The sequence below is a fragment of the Clostridium porci genome (assembly GCF_009696375.1).
Classification (GTDB): domain Bacteria; phylum Bacillota; class Clostridia; order Lachnospirales; family Lachnospiraceae; genus Enterocloster; species Enterocloster porci.
In genome coordinates this window covers 44,527-59,658 of the sequence record NZ_VUMD01000003.1, presented here as the reverse complement: position 1 = coordinate 59,658, position 15,132 = coordinate 44,527, and the positions used below count along the sequence as shown (strand labels likewise).

The 15,132-nt window shown below is 48.4% G+C and carries 12 protein-coding genes; 10 read left to right on the top strand and 2 right to left on the bottom strand.

Annotated elements, in window-relative coordinates:
• Positions 1 to 41: 41 nt before the first annotated feature.
• From FYJ39_RS04075 to FYJ39_RS04030, 10 genes are all read left to right on the top strand, one after another.
• On the top strand, positions 42 to 695 hold the full coding sequence (locus tag FYJ39_RS04075) for an L-fuculose-phosphate aldolase (RefSeq protein WP_154471182.1): 654 nt from the start codon (positions 42 to 44) through the stop codon (positions 693 to 695).
• 24 nt (positions 696 to 719) lie between these two features.
• Entirely contained in the window at positions 720 to 2,210 is a 1,491-nt protein-coding gene (locus tag FYJ39_RS04070) for a sugar ABC transporter ATP-binding protein (protein ID WP_154471181.1), read from the top strand.
• A 13-nt stretch (positions 2,211 to 2,223) separates the two neighbouring features.
• A complete protein-coding gene (locus FYJ39_RS04065) occupies positions 2,224 to 3,204 on the top strand; it encodes an ABC transporter permease (protein WP_178258563.1) in 981 nt (326 codons plus the stop codon).
• A 120-nt stretch (positions 3,205 to 3,324) separates the two neighbouring features.
• Positions 3,325 to 4,440, top strand: coding sequence for an ABC transporter substrate-binding protein (locus tag FYJ39_RS04060; RefSeq protein WP_154471180.1), 1,116 nt, complete (start codon positions 3,325 to 3,327; stop codon positions 4,438 to 4,440).
• A 36-nt stretch (positions 4,441 to 4,476) separates the two neighbouring features.
• Entirely contained in the window at positions 4,477 to 4,917 is a 441-nt protein-coding gene (locus FYJ39_RS04055) for an RbsD/FucU family protein (RefSeq protein WP_154471179.1), read from the top strand.
• A 476-nt stretch (positions 4,918 to 5,393) separates the two neighbouring features.
• Positions 5,394 to 6,845 (top strand): acyl-CoA carboxylase subunit beta, encoded by a 1,452-nt coding sequence (locus FYJ39_RS04050; protein ID WP_154471178.1) that lies wholly within the window; start codon positions 5,394 to 5,396, stop codon positions 6,843 to 6,845.
• A gap of 17 nt (positions 6,846 to 6,862) precedes the next feature.
• The gene (locus FYJ39_RS04045; protein ID WP_154471177.1) at positions 6,863 to 7,657 is read left to right on the top strand and encodes an OadG family transporter subunit; all 795 of its coding nucleotides are present in this window, start codon (positions 6,863 to 6,865) and stop codon (positions 7,655 to 7,657) included.
• 55 nt (positions 7,658 to 7,712) lie between these two features.
• The gene (locus FYJ39_RS04040) at positions 7,713 to 8,087 is read left to right on the top strand and encodes a biotin/lipoyl-containing protein (RefSeq protein ID WP_154471176.1); all 375 of its coding nucleotides are present in this window, start codon (positions 7,713 to 7,715) and stop codon (positions 8,085 to 8,087) included.
• A gap of 50 nt (positions 8,088 to 8,137) precedes the next feature.
• Entirely contained in the window at positions 8,138 to 9,283 is a 1,146-nt protein-coding gene (locus FYJ39_RS04035; RefSeq protein WP_154471175.1) for a sodium ion-translocating decarboxylase subunit beta, read from the top strand.
• Between the two features lie 106 nt (positions 9,284 to 9,389).
• Entirely contained in the window at positions 9,390 to 10,802 is a 1,413-nt protein-coding gene (locus FYJ39_RS04030; RefSeq protein ID WP_154471174.1) for an oxaloacetate decarboxylase subunit alpha, read from the top strand.
• 465 nt (positions 10,803 to 11,267) lie between these two features.
• On the opposite strand, the gene FYJ39_RS04025 is transcribed toward FYJ39_RS04030, so the two are convergent.
• Positions 11,268 to 12,518, bottom strand: coding sequence for a S8 family peptidase (locus tag FYJ39_RS04025; protein ID WP_154471173.1), 1,251 nt, complete (start codon positions 12,516 to 12,518; stop codon positions 11,268 to 11,270).
• Positions 12,519 to 12,680: 162 nt separating this feature from the next.
• On the bottom strand, positions 12,681 to 14,972 hold the full coding sequence (locus tag FYJ39_RS04020; protein ID WP_154471172.1) for a glycogen/starch/alpha-glucan phosphorylase: 2,292 nt from the start codon (positions 14,970 to 14,972) through the stop codon (positions 12,681 to 12,683).
• Between the last annotated feature and the right edge of the window lie 160 nt (positions 14,973 to 15,132).

Here is a 15,132-nt window from a genome sequence, read left to right as displayed (position 1 = left end):
CGCGTATAAGATAGTAGAAAAGAAAAAGGTGGGAAAGCGTAATGTTGATGGAGAAAGAAAGAACGGAGCTGGTGAAATACGGAATAAAGCTGGTGGAAGCAGGGCTGACAAAAGGCACAGGAGGGAATCTGAGCGTATTTGACAGGGAGAATGGCCATATGGCCATTACTCCCTCTGGAATTGACTTCTTTGAAATCAAGCCTGAGGATATTGTGATTTTAGATCTTGAGGGTAACAAGGTGGAGGGCGAGCGCACCTGTTCCTCTGAGTGGGAAATGCATCTGCTGCAATATAAGACCAGGCAGGATATAGATGCGGTAATACATGCCCATACCATGTATGCCACGGTTATTTCCTGCCTGCGCTGGGAGCTTCCTGCCACCCACTATATGATAGCGGTAGCGGGGCCGGATGTGCGGTGTGCCGAATACGCTACCTACGGAACCCATGAGCTGGCTGTGAATGCTGCCGAGGCCATGAAGGACAGAAAGGCTGTTATTCTGGCAAATCATGGAATACTTGCGGGAGCTCAGGATTTGCTGAACGCGTTTAATATCATTGAGGAAGTTGAATATTGCGCTCAGGTTTACTGCAATGCCCGCAGCATTGGAAATCCGGTGGTTCTTCCAAAGGAAGAGATGACGCTGATGGCAGAGCGGTTCAAAACCTATGGTCAGAGGAAAACCGTGGTGTAGGAATTCTGTTTAAAGGAGTTTTATATGGGTGAAGTAATACTGAACATGCAGGATATACAGAAATCCTTCTCAGGAGTCCAAGCGCTAAAAAATGCCCAGCTGGAGCTTAGATCAGGGGAGGTAGTGGCCCTGATGGGGGAAAATGGCGCAGGCAAATCTACCCTGATGAAGATCCTGACAGGGATTTATTCAAAGGATGCCGGAACCATCCATTATTTAGGAAAAGAAGTTGAGTATAAGAATCCGGCTCAGTCAGAGGCAGCAGGAATTGCGATTGTTCATCAGGAGCTGAATATGATGAACGATTTGACAGTAGCACAGAACCTGTTTATCGGACATGAATCCATGAATGGCTTTTTCATTAATGACAGGGCGATGATAGAGAAGGCAAAGGAGCTTTTCAAGCTGCTGAATATTGAGATAGATCCATCTGTAAAAATCGGCAGCCTGACCGTAGGGAAGCAGCAGATGGTTGAGATTGCCAAGGCCATTTCCTCCAATGCCAGGGTGATCGTATTTGACGAGCCTACGGCTGCTTTGACGGATTCTGAGATTGAGGAGCTTTTTAAGGTCATTCGGGATCTTAGGAAGAAGGGGGCTGGTATCATCTACATCTCTCACCGTATGGATGAGATCAATGTAATTTCAGACAGAGTGACCGTAATGAGAGACGGAGAGTTTGTAGGTACTCTTGTGACAAAGGAGTGCACTAAGAACGACATCATCAAGATGATGGTGGGAAGGACGGTATTCAGCGAGCCCAAGACGGCTTCCAATGTGAAGAAGGACGCGCCGGTGGTGCTGCGGTGTGAAAATCTCTGCAGGGGAAAGGCTGTTAAAAATGTTACCTTTGAGCTGCGCAAGGGAGAAATTCTGGGCTTTAGCGGGCTTATGGGAGCGGGCAGAACGGAGACTGCAAGGCTGCTGTTTGGAGCAGACAGAATGGACTCCGGGAAAATCATAATCAATGGAAGAGAAGTGAAGATTCAATCTCCAGAGGACGCGGTCAAGGCAGGAATCGGCTATCTGTCCGAGGACAGGAAGCGGTTCGGGCTTATACTGGATAAGGACGTGGAGGAAAATACGGTCCTTGCTACCCTGGATCAGTTTGTAAGCGGGCTTTTTATCAACCGGAAAAAGGTTCGGGAGATTGCTGAAAAATATGTAAGCGAGCTCAGAACAAAGACGCCCAGCGTCAGGCAGCATGTAAAGAAGCTTTCCGGTGGTAACCAGCAGAAGGTAGTAATCGCGAAATGGCTGGTGCGGGACTGTGACATATTGATATTTGACGAGCCTACCAGAGGAATAGACGTGGGCGCCAAAAGTGAGATTTACAGCTTGATGGAGCGCCTTGCAAAGGAAGGAAAGTCAATTATTATGATCTCCTCAGAGCTGCCTGAGGTGCTCAGGATGAGCGACAGGGTCATCGTCATGTGCGAGGGAAAAATTACAGGCGAGATTCCAATTCAGGAAGCTAATCAGGAAGTAATTATGGAAGCAGCCACAAATCGCTAAAGGGGGATTAAAAGTGAACAGTAAGTTAAAAAGGATATGCTCCAATCAACAGGCGGTTGTTGTTTGTGCGCTGGTGGTAATATGTATTGTATTTTCACTGATGACAGACAAATTTTTACAGCCTACTACATTTACAAATATTGCGAAATCTGCATACTATATTGCATTTATGGCTATCGGCGTTACCTTTGTAATCGCCACAGGAGGTATTGACCTTTCCATCGGCACGGTTGCCATCTGCTCCGCCCTGATTGGTGGAACTCTGATGGAAAAAGGGCTTCCCATGGTTTTGGTGCTGCTGGTCATCTTAGCCACAGGCTGTGCCTTTGGCCTTCTCAATGGACTGATGGTGTCAAAGCTGGAGCTGCCGGCCTTTATTGCCACTCTGGGTACTATGATGATGTCCAGAGGACTTGGCTCTATTGTTTCAAAGACCAAAACCATTTCCTTTCCTCAGGGGGAGCAGCCGGGAGCGTGGTTCAGGGAGCTGTTTATGATTACCAGGGCTGATTCGTTTCTGCCCCGGAATTTCCCCACAGGATTTGTGTTGCTGGCAATTACGGTTTTTATAATGGCACTCCTTCTTGGAAGGACCAAGATAGGCCGGTATATCTTATCCATTGGCTCTAATAAGGAGGCTACCAGGCTTTCCGGGATTCCGGTTGCAAAATATGAAACCATTGCGTATGTTCTGTCCGGTTTTTTCGCTTCTCTGGCAGGGATCGCATATGTAGCTGTATTTTCAACGGCCCAGCCTAATACGGGAAACGGCTTTGAGCTGGATGCAATCGCAGGTGTCGTAATCGGAGGGACCTCTCTGGCAGGAGGCGTAGGATCGGTGTTCGGCACAATCGTCGGGGTATTTATCATGACCGTATTAAAAATCGGATTTCCTTATATCGGCGTTCAGTCTCATTATCAGCTGTTTATTACCGGCATTATTCTTGTGTTTGCGGTTTACATGGATATTTTAAACAGAAAGCGCAAGGGTTAAGGAAGGGATTGTGAAATGACCTCGCCTAAAAAGCAGGAAAGGTAGTGTTCAATAAAAAACCAAAGCCGGTTAAACTGGCAAGAACAGAAATTTAAAAACATAAAAAGAGGAGGAATCAAAATGAAAAAATCAAGAAAAGCAATGGCCTTAGCAATGGCGGCAGCAATGGTTCTGACAAGCCTGACTGCATGCGGAGGAAAAGAGGCATCCGTAACGGAAGCAGCTTCCGGGGATAAGACAGAGGCAGCGGCAGACCAGGCCCAGGGGGATACCGGAACTAAAAAGCGGATTGATGTTATCGCCAAGGGCTTCCAGCATCAGTTCTGGAAAGCGGTTGAGCAGGGGACAAAGCAGGCGGCAGAGGAATTTGGCGTGGAGGTGACTTTCCAGGGGCCTGATAATGAATCTGCCATTGCGCAGCAGGTAGAGTACCTGAATGCGGCCATTGCCAACAAACCGGATGCTATCTGTCTGGCAGCTCTGGATACCAATGCATCCTTAGACTCCATTAACATGGCTATGGAAGCAGAAATCCCTATAGTAGGTTTTGACTCTGGTGTTCCGGATGCTCCTGCAGGCGCGATCAAAGCCAATGCTTCTACAGACAATACGGCAGCAGGCGCTATGGCGGCTGAAAAGCTCTATGAAATTATTAAGGATCAGGTGACAAATCCCACCGCTCCTGTGCGTATCGGCGTGATTGCGCAGGAATCCAACTCCCAGTCCATTGTTTCTAGAACAAAGGGCTTTGTAGACAAGATGACAGAGCTGGTAGGTCCGGATCTTGTGTCTGTGGAAGGCCACGACAGCCTGAAGAATGAAAAGGCAGGCGCTATGGTAATTCTGGACGTAGGCATCCCCGCTGAGGTGAAAGATGTAGACGCGGCCGCAGTTGCTTCCGCAATCCTTGAAAAGTCCGATCTGATCGCTATCTATGGTTCCAATGAGTTTGCCTCCAATGCTATCATTACGGCCAATGAGGGTCTGGACAAATTAGGCGAAGGAAAGGTAGTTGCCATTGGCTTTGACGCGGGAGCGAAGCTTTTAGACGCTGTTTCTTCTAAGCTGTTTGCAGGCGCTATCACCCAAGATCCAGTACAGATTGGTTATCAGGCAGTTAAACTTGCGGTAGAGGCTGCAGAGGGGAAGGAAGTTTCCGATATTGATACAGGTGCTCTGTGGTACGATTCTACTAACATGGAGGACCCGGCCATCGCTCCCTGCCTTTACAGATAAGCGCCAGATATGAGAAAGAGATGGGGGTGATATGCTATGCTGAAAGGAATTTCACCTGTTTTATCACCGGATTTGCTGAAAGCCTTATGTGAGATGGGACATTCGGATCGCCTTGTTATATCGGACGGGAATTTCCCGGCTCAGTCCATAGGAAGAAATGGGCTAGTCATACGCATGGACGGTCACGGCGTACCGGAGATTTTGGCCGCCGTATTAAGTGTGTTTCCGCTGGATACCTATGTGGATAAGCCTGTAACGTTGATGGAGAAGGTTCCGGGAGATGAAGTGGAAACTCCTGTTTGGGATCAGTTTGCCAAAATTGTTGAGGAGCAGGATCCAAGGGGAGCCGATGCAATCGGCCATATAGAGCGCTTCCAATTTTATGAGGAAGCAAAAACAGCCTATCTTATAATCGCAACTTCAGAGAAGGCATTGTACGCTAATGTGATGCTTCAGAAAGGTGTTGTAATCGGATAGAGGAATTCGTTATAAAATGGATTTTTTGCTGACAAATAAAGATCTGTGTAAAAAATGCAACAGAAATACACACATAGGAGCGGCGGCCCTGCGGGGACGCCGCTCTTTTGGCAGGGGGCAGTCAGGTGGTGCCTGACCTTTCAGCGCAGGGGGATAACACAGATGCTCTGCTTAAGAAGGCGTACTTTCGTGAGAGAGGCTATTAAAGGCAAACGCCAGTTCCTGCCGGTTGCGGATCAATCTTGGAAACAATAATGATAAAATAGGCTGGGACTTTTCAGATATTTTGTAAAAGCCGCAGCCTGCCCCTCTTCTACTCAATTTTGAAATTCGTTAATATTTTCACTTTTATGGCCGGAACACCTTGAAATTTGACATTTTTATTATTATAATTGTATATGGCGTTTTTTGCGTCATCCCTTCTTGCGGATGATGCTTAAGTATTGTTAAATTTAAGAATGATGGAGGACTGGAAAATGAGTAATTCAGCACAAACTTCAGCAAGCAGACGCATTGCAGCCCTGCTTGATGAGAACAGTTTTGTTGAAGTCGGGGCCTATATTACTGCCAGAAGCACAGACTTTAACATGGCTGAGCAGGAGACCCCGGCTGATGGTGTAGTTACCGGTTACGGCACCATCGGTGGATGCCTGGTGTATGTATACAGCCAGGATGCGTCCGTATTGGGCGGCTCCATAGGTGAAATGCATGCAAAGAAAATATGCGGCATCTACTCCATGGCTATGAAGATGGGAGCGCCTGTAATTGGTTTGGCAGACTGCGCAGGATTGCGTCTGCAGGAGGCTACTGATGCTTTGGATGGCTTTGGAAAGCTGTATTTAAGCCAGGCCATGGCTTCCGGTGTGATTCCTCAGATTATGGCGATCTTCGGAACCTGTGGAGGAGGTATGGCAGTGTCGGCAGGCATGGCGGATTTCATTTTTATGGAGGATAAGTCCGGCAAGCTTTTTGTTAATTCTCCCAATGCCATTGACGGCAATTACAAGGAGAAATGCGATACGTCCAGCGCCGCATTCCAGATGAAGGAGACAGGGCTTGTAGATTTTGCGGGAGACGAGACAGCTGTGCTGGAGCAGATTCGCAGTCTTGTGTCCATCCTGCCCGCTAATAATGAAGATGATATGTCCTTTAGCGAGTGTCAGGATGATTTAAACCGTATGTGCGAAAATATTGAAAGCTGTACAGGCGACGCCGGTCTGGCTTTATCCCTGATTTCTGATAATAATTTCTTTATGGAAATGAAGAAGGACTATGCTCCTTCCATGGCAACCGGCTTTATCCGTCTTAACGGCACAACCATAGGCTGCGTGGCTAACCGCACCGAGCTGTATGAGAATGGAGAGAAAAAGGCGGCGTTTGAGGCTGCTTTGTCCGCCAAGGGCTGCGACAAGGCTGCACAGTTTATTAACTTTTGCGATGCCTTCAACATTCCTGTTCTGACGCTGGTAAATGTTAAGGGCTACAAGGCGAAGCTGTGCAGTGAGAAACGGATCGCCAGGGCAGCCGCACGCCTTACCTATGCTTACGCAAATGCAGCTGTACCGAAGGTAACGGTTGTGATTAAGGAGGCTTTCGGCAGCGCCTATCTGACGATGGGCAGCAAGTCTATCGGAGCGGATGTGGTGTATGCATGGCCAGGGGCGTCTATTGGTATGATGGAGCCTGCTGAGGCTGTTAAAATTATGTATGCGTCTGAGATCAGCGCCTCCGGGAATGCTGCTGCTCTTATCAGTGAGAAGGCTGCCCAGTATGCATCTCTTCAGTCCAGCGCGGAAGCAGCGGCCAGGAGAGGCTATGTAGACGATATTATCAAGGCGGCAGAAACTCGGCAGAGAGTGATCGCGGCTTTTGAAATGCTGTTCACAAAAAGTGAGGACCGTCCGTCTAAGAAGCATGGTACGGTTTAGAGAGAGGTGACAGGTATATGAGACGATTAATGAGACGATTGGCAACGGCAGCTCTAATGGCTGTTTGCCTGGTAAGCCTGTCGGCCTGTACTGCAAAGCAGGAGGATAGCGCAGCCGCGGCTGCCATCAGTACAGATGGGACTCCTGTTACGGATGCCATGGGCGACAGCCTTAAGCTTTCTGCGGTAAGCGTCCTGGGAATGTCTAATGAGCAGCTAATAGTTCAGGAAAAGCTGGCCAAGGCACAGGGAGATATATCCAGCGCCCGGATTTACCGTGCGCAGTTGGATGCCAGAGGTAAGCTGGGCAGCTTAAAGGACATTGATCTTGAGAATGCGGAGGTAGTGATGTTGGCAGACGGAAGCTATACGGTCAGCCTGCCGGTTATCTTCCGTAAAGGAACTATGCTGTATCTTCTGAACCTGAACATGGCAACTCAGGAGATTCAGGCAGAATTTACAGATATGGGAGCGGGAGAGACAGAGGGTTCCGTAGGTGCGCTGATGGCGTCGGCCTCTGTTTATTCAGCGATTGGTATTGGTACAGTATTTGCGGTACTGATATTTATCAGCCTGCTTATTGCGTGCTTTAAGCTGGTACACAAATTTGAGTCAGGAGCATCAAAGAAGGAAGAACCTGCAAAAGCTCCGGTAAAAGCAGCAGCTCCTGAAGGGCCGGGCAATGAAGCTTTGTCCGAAGACTCAGAGCTTGCGGCAGTGATTACGGCAGCCATTGCCGCTTACGAGGGGACCTCTTCCAACGGACTGGTGGTGCGTTCCATCCGCCGTGTACGGGGCTCTGCCAGAAGATAAGAAAAGGGAAGCCTTACATCATTATGATTCTTAATATTTCAGGAGGAATAAAGGAATGAAAACCTATACGATTACAGTAAATGGAAAAGCATATGCAGTAACTGTTGAAGAAGGAGCAGCGCCTGGTGCGGCAGCTTATGCAGCAGCGCCCTCAGCTCCTGCTCCCGCACCGGTATCAGCTCCCACACCGGCAGCGGCTCCCGCAGGCGCGGCTGGGTCTGTTGAGGTAACTGCCCCAATGCCGGGCAAGGTAGTGGCTGTTAAGGGCGCCGTAGGGCAGGCTGTTAAGAAGGGCGATGTGATTTTGGTTCTGGAAGCAATGAAAATGGAAAATGACATTGTTGCTCCACAGGACGGAACCATTGCCAGCATTCATGCATCTACTGGCGATTCCGTTGAATCCGGCGCGGTATTGGCTACTCTGAACTAACTAAAAGGATGGAGCGATAGGAAATATGGCTTCATTATGGAGGAAACATTATGGATTTTGGCAATATAGTATCAAACCTGCTGAACCAGATGGCCTTTTTCCATCTGAGCGCGGGTAATTATGTAATGATAGTAGTAGCTCTGGTGTTCTTATACCTTGCTATTCGAAAAGGTTTCGAACCCCTGCTGCTGATTCCCATTGCCTTTGGTATGCTGTTGGTTAATATTTATCCGGAAATTATGTACTCACCGGAGGAAACCTCCAACGGCACCGGAGGGCTTTTGTGGTACTTTTTTCAGTTGGATGAGTGGAGCATTTTGCCTTCGCTTATCTTCCTGGGCGTAGGGGCTATGACAGACTTTGGCCCGCTGATTGCGAACCCTGTCAGCTTTCTGATGGGAGCGGCCGCTCAGCTAGGTATCTACTCTGCGTACTTCCTTGCAATTCTGTTAGGATTTTCCGGGAAGGAGTCCGCGGCTATCTCCATCATCGGCGGCGCTGACGGACCTACCTCCCTGTTCCTTTGCAGTAAGCTGGGGCAGACCCAGATCATGGGACCTATCGCAGTTGCGGCTTATTCATATATGGCTCTGGTACCGATTATTCAGCCGCCGTTTATGAAGCTTCTGACTACAGAAAAGGAGCGCAAGATAAAGATGGAGCAGCTTCGTCCGGTGTCCAAGCTGGAGAAAATTTTATTCCCCATCATTGTTACCATCGTGGTATGCTTGATTCTGCCTTCTACTGCGCCATTGGTAGGTATGCTGATGTTGGGTAACCTATTTCGTGAGAGCGGCGTTGTGAAACAGCTGGCTGACACTGCCTCCAATGCCCTTATGTATATCGTAGTCATCCTTCTGGGCACTTCCGTTGGCGCTACTACCAGCGCAGAGGCATTTCTGAACGCTACAACCATTAAGATTGTCGTTCTGGGTCTGGTCGCATTTATCTTTGGTACGGTCGGAGGGGTGTTGCTTGGAAAGCTTCTTTGCAAGGTTACAGGAGGAAAAATCAACCCGCTTATCGGTTCTGCCGGTGTATCCGCAGTTCCGATGGCAGCCCGGGTATCCCAGAAGGTTGGCTCTGAGGCAGATCCTACCAATTTCCTGCTGATGCATGCAATGGGACCAAATGTTGCAGGCGTTATTGGTACGGCTGTGGCAGCCGGTACGTTTATGGCGATTTTCGGAGTATAAGCGGCTGTTATCCGCGTCCTGTACCGCCGGTGTTTTTAGAGGGGAATGCTTTGGGCGCGGATGTGAAGGCAACGAAATTTTTGATAATAATAGGAGGATTATAACTATGGCAGAGATAGAGAAGAGGCCAGTTAAGATTGTGGAAACCGTCCTTCGTGACGCTCATCAGTCATTGCTGGCAACCAGAATGTCTACTGAGCAGATGCTGCCTATCATCGAAAAGATGGATAAGGTAGGCTACCATGCAGTAGAGTGCTGGGGCGGCGCTACCTTTGACGCTTCCCTTCGTTTCCTGAAGGAGGATCCATGGGAAAGATTGAGAAAGTTGAGAGACGGATTTAAGAATACAAAGCTGCAGATGCTGTTCCGTGGACAGAATATCCTGGGATATAACCATTATGCAGATGATGTTGTGGAGTATTTCGTTCAGAAGTCTATTTCCAACGGTATTGATATTATTCGTATCTTTGATTGCTTAAATGATATTCGCAATCTGGAGACGGCAGTTAAGGCTACTAACAAAGAAAAGGGGCATGCTCAAATTGCTCTTTGCTATACGCTGGGAGACGCCTACACCCTTGATTACTGGAAGGATATTGCCAAGAGGATTGAGGACATGGGCGCTGATTCCCTGTGCATCAAGGATATGGCAGGCCTTCTAACGCCTTATAAGGCAGCGGAGTTGGTACAGGCTCTGAAGGAAGGCACCAGCCTCCCCATTGATCTGCATACCCATTATACGTCCGGCGTTGCTTCTATGACCTACTTAAAGGCTGTGGAAGCGGGCTGTGAGATCATCGACTGCGCAATATCCCCGCTGGCCTTGGGAACCAGCCAGCCCGCGACTGAGGTTATGGTGGAAACCTTCCGGGGCACCCCATATGACACAGGCTACGATCAGACTCTTCTGGCAGAGATCGCGGATTACTTCCAGCCTGTCAGGGACGAAGCTCTTAAGAGCGGCCTTTTAAATCCCAAGGTTCTGGGGGTTAATATCAAGACCCTTCAGTATCAGGTTCCCGGCGGCATGCTTTCCAATCTGGTAAGCCAGCTAAAGGAGGCTGGTCAGGAGGATAAGTACCGCCAGGTTCTGGAGGAAATTCCCAGAGTGCGTAAGGACTTTGGTGAGCCGCCTCTGGTGACCCCTTCTTCACAGATTGTAGGTACACAGGCGGTTCTGAATGTGATCATGGGAGAGCGCTATAAGATGGTTCCTAAGGAGTCCAAAAAGATTATGCTGGGTGAATTCGGACAGACGGTTAAGCCCTTTAATCCAGAGGTTCAGAAGAAGATTATCGGCGATGAAACTCCGATTACATGCCGTCCCGCAGATTTACTAAAGCCCCAGCTTCCTCAGTTTGAGAAGGAGTGTGCGCAGTGGAAGCAGCAGGAGGAGGATGTGCTTAGCTATGCTCTGTTCCCTGCTGTCGCAAAGGAATTTTTCCAGTACAGAGAGGCGCAGCAGACCAAGGTGGACGGGGCTGCTGCAGACAAGGAAAGCAAGGCTTATCCTGTATAGAATGCCTAAGGTAAAGGCTGCTTCGGCGGCGCGTAGATGATAGGCAAATGAGAGAGTGTCTCAAACATCATGTTGATTCCAGAAATGGCAGGTGACGTTTGGGACACTCTTATTTTTAAGCATTTATTTCATCTGGCTGCTGACCTGACTTGGCTGGCTTTGTAAGTTACGGTGTATATCAGTTCTTTAATATAGTAATTGGCACGACAAATACACCTCTGATCAACCTGATAACGTACTGCCTCCCAGATGTGAGGAACTTCCTGTTATTCACCGATCAGGCGAGGTGTCTCACCTTCCAGTACCAGAGATGGAGACAGCTCTGCCAGCTAACCCGATAAATGTTTAGTTATTAATCTAGTGATTGTTTGAAATATAACCCGATTTTTTCTATAAAGAACTAGACTTCATATGGAGCCTTTTCATGCCTATACAGTAAGAAAGGCGCCGTTATATAAGGGGACGTTACTGCCGTCCCCACTGCAAAGCGGCATTGGCATCCACCATGCCGCCGGAAAGGACTCTGCCGTTTAAGGTATCCAGCTTGTGAGCGGAGGCGATCAGGATATTTTTAACGTCCAGGACGTTTAACTCAGGCCTTGCAGAGTAAACCATGGCGGCAATACCAGTTACCATAGGGGCAGCCATAGAGGTACCGCTCATGAAAGCATAGGATTGCTCCGGTATGGTGCTGAGAATATAGGTGCCAGGAGCGGCAATATCCACGCTGATAGGCCCGTAGTTGGAGCTTTTATCCAGCTTGCCGTTAAACATTAGATTGCCTACTGTAAGAATATTGTCATAGGGCAGACTGGCAGGGTAAACTGGATAGTTGTCAATGTTATATCCGATTTCGTTGTCATCTCCGTTGCCTGCGGCTACGATAAAGAGCATGCTTGATTCCTTCATTAGTGTAGCCATCTCGTCAGTGCAGCCCTGAGACCCAAAGCTTAGGTTGCAGATCTGAGCGCCGTTGGCCTCTGCGTAGCGGATGGCGGCCATAACTGTTTCAGGTGTACCCCGGCCGTTCTCACCTCCAAGAGCCTTTAGGGACATGAGCTTTACATAGCTATTATCTGCAATGCCCGCGATTCCTCCATCGTCTTTTGAGGCGGCGATAGTGCCGGCTGCATGGGTGCCGTGGCTGTCAAATTTTCCTGAATACAGTACATTGTTATTGTCCAGAAAGTTCCAGCCGTTTATGTCATCAGCGTAGCCGTTGCCGTCATTATCAATCCCGTCCCCGGGAATCTCGTCTGTGTTAACCCACATGGAGCTGGCCAAATCTGGATGGCTGGCGTCAATGCCGGTGTCAATGACGGCTACTGTTACAGGACGTTTATGTTCTATCTGCTTATACAATTCCCAGGCTGGCTGGATATTGATATCAATGCCAGGTTTTGCTACAGTGGAGGTGATTTTAAAATTACCGGGAGACAGAGGAGGGAGGGAGATGGTATCTACTCCGTTGCTGTCAGTCGTTACATTCAGGTCAATGGTCGGGAGATCCAGCTTGCGTTCCAGCATTTCGAATTGACCGTCATTTTTCAGACCCCATTGGTAGACCGCGTAGTCATCCCCCAGGGAAAGGTTGTCAAGGCCAGGACCGATCCCAAAGGTATATATGGGATCGGCGGCCAGAGCCATATCATAGGAAATAAAGCTTACGAATGTGGACAATGCCAGGCACAGGGCTGCCATTTTATATTTTTTCATAGTTATAGAGCTCCTTTGCAGTAGTATCCTTTGCAGTGTATGATTGTCTTTCGGCAGGCATGCCTCCAAGCAGCCTGAAGAAAGCAAGTGAAACACGCTCTAGTATAACACAGAAGGAGGCGGATATATTTAAAAATTTTATGAAAAATATAGTCTGATTAATTACAATCTGGAAGCGTCTTTCTCAAGTTTCCAGATATCCCGGTTATACTGGGAGATGGCCCGGTCTGAGGAAAAGTAGCCTGCCTTGCTTATATTGATCAGCATTTTTCTGGCCCAGGAGGAGCGGTTTTCATAATCGTTCAATGCCTGTTCCTTGGTCTTGACATAGGATCTAAAGTCCGGGAAGGTCATAAACCAGTCCTTGGATAAAAGCTCATTTTGCAGCCGTTCCAGGCGCTCTCTGGAGCCGGCGGCCAACATAGCCGGGCCGGTTATAAAGTCCACGGCCTCCCGGAGGTCAGGATTGGAATCGCAATAGTTTTTGGAGCAGTAAGAGCCATCCTGGTAACGGCGGATAACCGTTTCGCTGGAATCGCCGAAGATGTATATATTTTCATCTCCTACCAGCCTGTGGATCTCAACGTTGGCCCCGTCATCAGTACCCAGGGTTACTGCGCCGTTCAGCATTAACTTCATATTGCCGGTACCGCTGGCCTCTTTGGAGGCCAGGGATATCTGCTCTGAGATATCACAGGCTGGGATCAGCTTTTCAGCCAGGGTAACATTATAGTTGCTGACCATTGCCACCTTTAGATAAGGGCTTACCTCTAAGTCGCTGTTGATGATCTGCTGAAGACAAAGAATCATATGAATGATATCCTTGGCGATGGTGTAGGCCGGGGCAGCCTTGGCTCCAAACAGGGCGGTCACGGGAGTAGAGGGCCGCTTTCCCTTCTTAATTGCCAGATATTTATGAACTAGATACAGGGCGTTCAGCTGCTGGCGCTTGTATTCATGGAGGCGTTTGATCTGGATGTCAAAGATGGATTGGGGATTGATATCCAGTCCCTGGGTCTCCTTTAGATATGCCGCCAGCTCTGCTTTTTTATCGGCTTTTATAGCAATCAGGCGATGGAGGAGCTTCTCATCTGCTATAAATGCTTTATCTCCCAGCATTTCTAGCTGGGAGGCATTCTTTTTAAAGCCCTCTCCAATAAGCTGTGACAGGAAGGCGGTGAGCTGCGGGTTGCTGTGGAGGAGCCACCTGCGGAAGGTGATGCCGTTTGTCTTGTTGTTAAACTTTTCCGGGTAGAGCCTGTAAAACGGATTCAGCTCATTTTTCTTTAAGATGTCCGTGTGGAGCGCTGCCACACCATTGACGCTGAAGCCATAATGAATATCGATATGAGCCATGTGGACCCGTTCCTGTTTATCAATGATATATGTGGATAGGTCATCAAATTTACGTCGCACTTTATCATCCAGCACTTCTATTATGGGAATCAGCTGGGGAACCGCTTCCTGAAAAAATTCCATAGGCCAGGTTTCCAGGGCCTCTGCGAGAATGGTGTGATTGGTGTAGGCGCAGGTTTTACTTACCACCTGGATGGCATCGTCCATTTCCATTCCATGCTCTGTGGTGAGCAGGCGGATTAGCTCGGGAATCACCATCGTCGGGTGGGTGTCATTAATCTGGATCACCGCATAGTCAGGCAGATCGTAAAGAGTAGAGCCTTTGGACAGAGCCTCGTTAAGTATCAGACGGGCTCCGCTGCTGACCATAAAATACTGCTGGTAGATCCGCAGAAGCTGGCCTGCGCGATCGCTGTCGTCTGGATAGAGAAAGAGGGTAAGGTTTTCCTTGATATCCGTTTTATCAAAAGAGATCCCCTCTGTCACCAAATCCTCATTCAGGGTTTCCACGTCAAAGAGGTGAAGCTTATTGGTACAATTACCGTAGCCTGTCACCTGGATGTCGTACATCCTGGAGGTGAGGGTGAAGCCTTTGTAGGGAATAGTATAAACTACGTTGGTTTTCGTAAGCCAGGAGGTATCTGTGATCCAGGGGTCTGGCTCTTCCTTCTGAAGGTTGTTTTCAAACAGCTGTTTAAATAGGCCGAAGTGATAATTTAGTCCAATGCCGTCCCCATTGAGTCCGAGAGTGGCAATGGAATCCAGAAAGCAGGCTGCCAGACGGCCCAGGCCTCCGTTTCCAAGAGAGGGCTCCGGCTCCAGCTCCTCCAGGGCGCTTAAGGATTTTCCATAGCTTTCCAGGATGGATTTCACATCCTCATATATCCTTAAGTTGATCAGGTTGTTGGATAGAAGCTTTCCGATAAGAAATTCTGCGGAAATGTAGTAGAGCTTTTTTTTGCCCTTGCCGGACTCGCCTTTTCTTGCAAGGGTCTGCACCAGAGAGAGAAGGCCTGTGTACAGCTCCTTATCTGTGCAGAACTCCGGGCTTTTGCCACAGTGGGTTTTAAGCATTGCTTCCAGTTGCGCTTTGTTCATGTTCGGTTTTTCCTTTCTGAATTGGTTTTATGGGACGGCTGAGCAGAATCAGCTCCCTGTTGCCAGTCACTTGTACATTTATCTGTATTTTATTCTATAAACCTCTGATAATCTTGCATAATTCTGCCTGAATATAATATAATACTATCAAAAAAGCAAA

What these genes read in the sequence shown, in the direction of transcription:
- FYJ39_RS04075 (WP_154471182.1), top strand. Translation starts at nt 42, where the DNA reads ATGTTGATGGAGAAAGAAAGAACGGAGCTGGTGAAATACGGAATAAAG.
- FYJ39_RS04070 (WP_154471181.1), top strand. Translation starts at nt 720, where the DNA reads ATGGGTGAAGTAATACTGAACATGCAGGATATACAGAAATCCTTCTCA.
- FYJ39_RS04060 (WP_154471180.1), top strand. Translation starts at nt 3,325, where the DNA reads ATGAAAAAATCAAGAAAAGCAATGGCCTTAGCAATGGCGGCAGCAATG.
- FYJ39_RS04055 (WP_154471179.1), top strand. Translation starts at nt 4,477, where the DNA reads ATGCTGAAAGGAATTTCACCTGTTTTATCACCGGATTTGCTGAAAGCC.
- FYJ39_RS04050 (WP_154471178.1), top strand. Translation starts at nt 5,394, where the DNA reads ATGAGTAATTCAGCACAAACTTCAGCAAGCAGACGCATTGCAGCCCTG.
- FYJ39_RS04045 (WP_154471177.1), top strand. Translation starts at nt 6,863, where the DNA reads ATGAGACGATTAATGAGACGATTGGCAACGGCAGCTCTAATGGCTGTT.
- FYJ39_RS04040 (WP_154471176.1), top strand. Translation starts at nt 7,713, where the DNA reads ATGAAAACCTATACGATTACAGTAAATGGAAAAGCATATGCAGTAACT.
- FYJ39_RS04035 (WP_154471175.1), top strand. Translation starts at nt 8,138, where the DNA reads ATGGATTTTGGCAATATAGTATCAAACCTGCTGAACCAGATGGCCTTT.
- FYJ39_RS04030 (WP_154471174.1), top strand. Translation starts at nt 9,390, where the DNA reads ATGGCAGAGATAGAGAAGAGGCCAGTTAAGATTGTGGAAACCGTCCTT.
- FYJ39_RS04025 (WP_154471173.1), bottom strand. Translation starts at nt 12,518, where the DNA reads ATGAAAAAATATAAAATGGCAGCCCTGTGCCTGGCATTGTCCACATTC.
- FYJ39_RS04020 (WP_154471172.1), bottom strand. Translation starts at nt 14,972, where the DNA reads ATGAACAAAGCGCAACTGGAAGCAATGCTTAAAACCCACTGTGGCAAA.